Here is a 380-nt window from a genome sequence, read left to right as displayed (position 1 = left end):
AAGTCACTGTCACGCGCGAAGTCGACGGCGGCCTGGACACCATTTCTCTCAGCCTGCCGTCCGTCATCACGACCGACCTGCGCCTGAACGAGCCGCGCTACGTCACCTTGCCCAACATCATGAAGGCCAAGAAGAAGCAGCTGGACACCTTCAAGCCTGAAGACCTGGGCGTGGACGTCAAGCCGCGCCTGAAGACCCTGAAGGTCAGCGAGCCGCCCAAGCGTGGCGCCGGCATCAAGGTGCCTGACGTTGCCACCCTGGTGGACAAGCTCAAGAACGAAGCCAAAGTGATCTGAGGAAGAAACGAACATGACCGCACTCGTCATTGCCGAACACGACCACGCCAGCATCAAGCCGGCCACCCTCAACACCGTGACCGC

General features: G+C 61.1%; 1 protein-coding gene. It reads left to right on the top strand.

What is annotated here, in order from left to right; genetic code table 11:
• Positions 1-296, top strand: a 296-nt coding sequence (locus tag DBV14_RS33105) for an electron transfer flavoprotein subunit beta/FixA family protein (RefSeq protein ID WP_124466479.1), incomplete at its 5' end; no start/stop codon positions are given.
• Positions 297-380: the final 84 nt, after the last annotated feature.

The sequence above is a fragment of the Variovorax sp. KBW07 genome, from assembly GCF_003852515.1.
GTDB lineage: Bacteria > Pseudomonadota > Gammaproteobacteria > Burkholderiales > Burkholderiaceae_C > Variovorax.
Note: the sequence above shows the minus strand (reverse complement) of the source record. Positions and strands in the feature narration are given on the sequence as shown.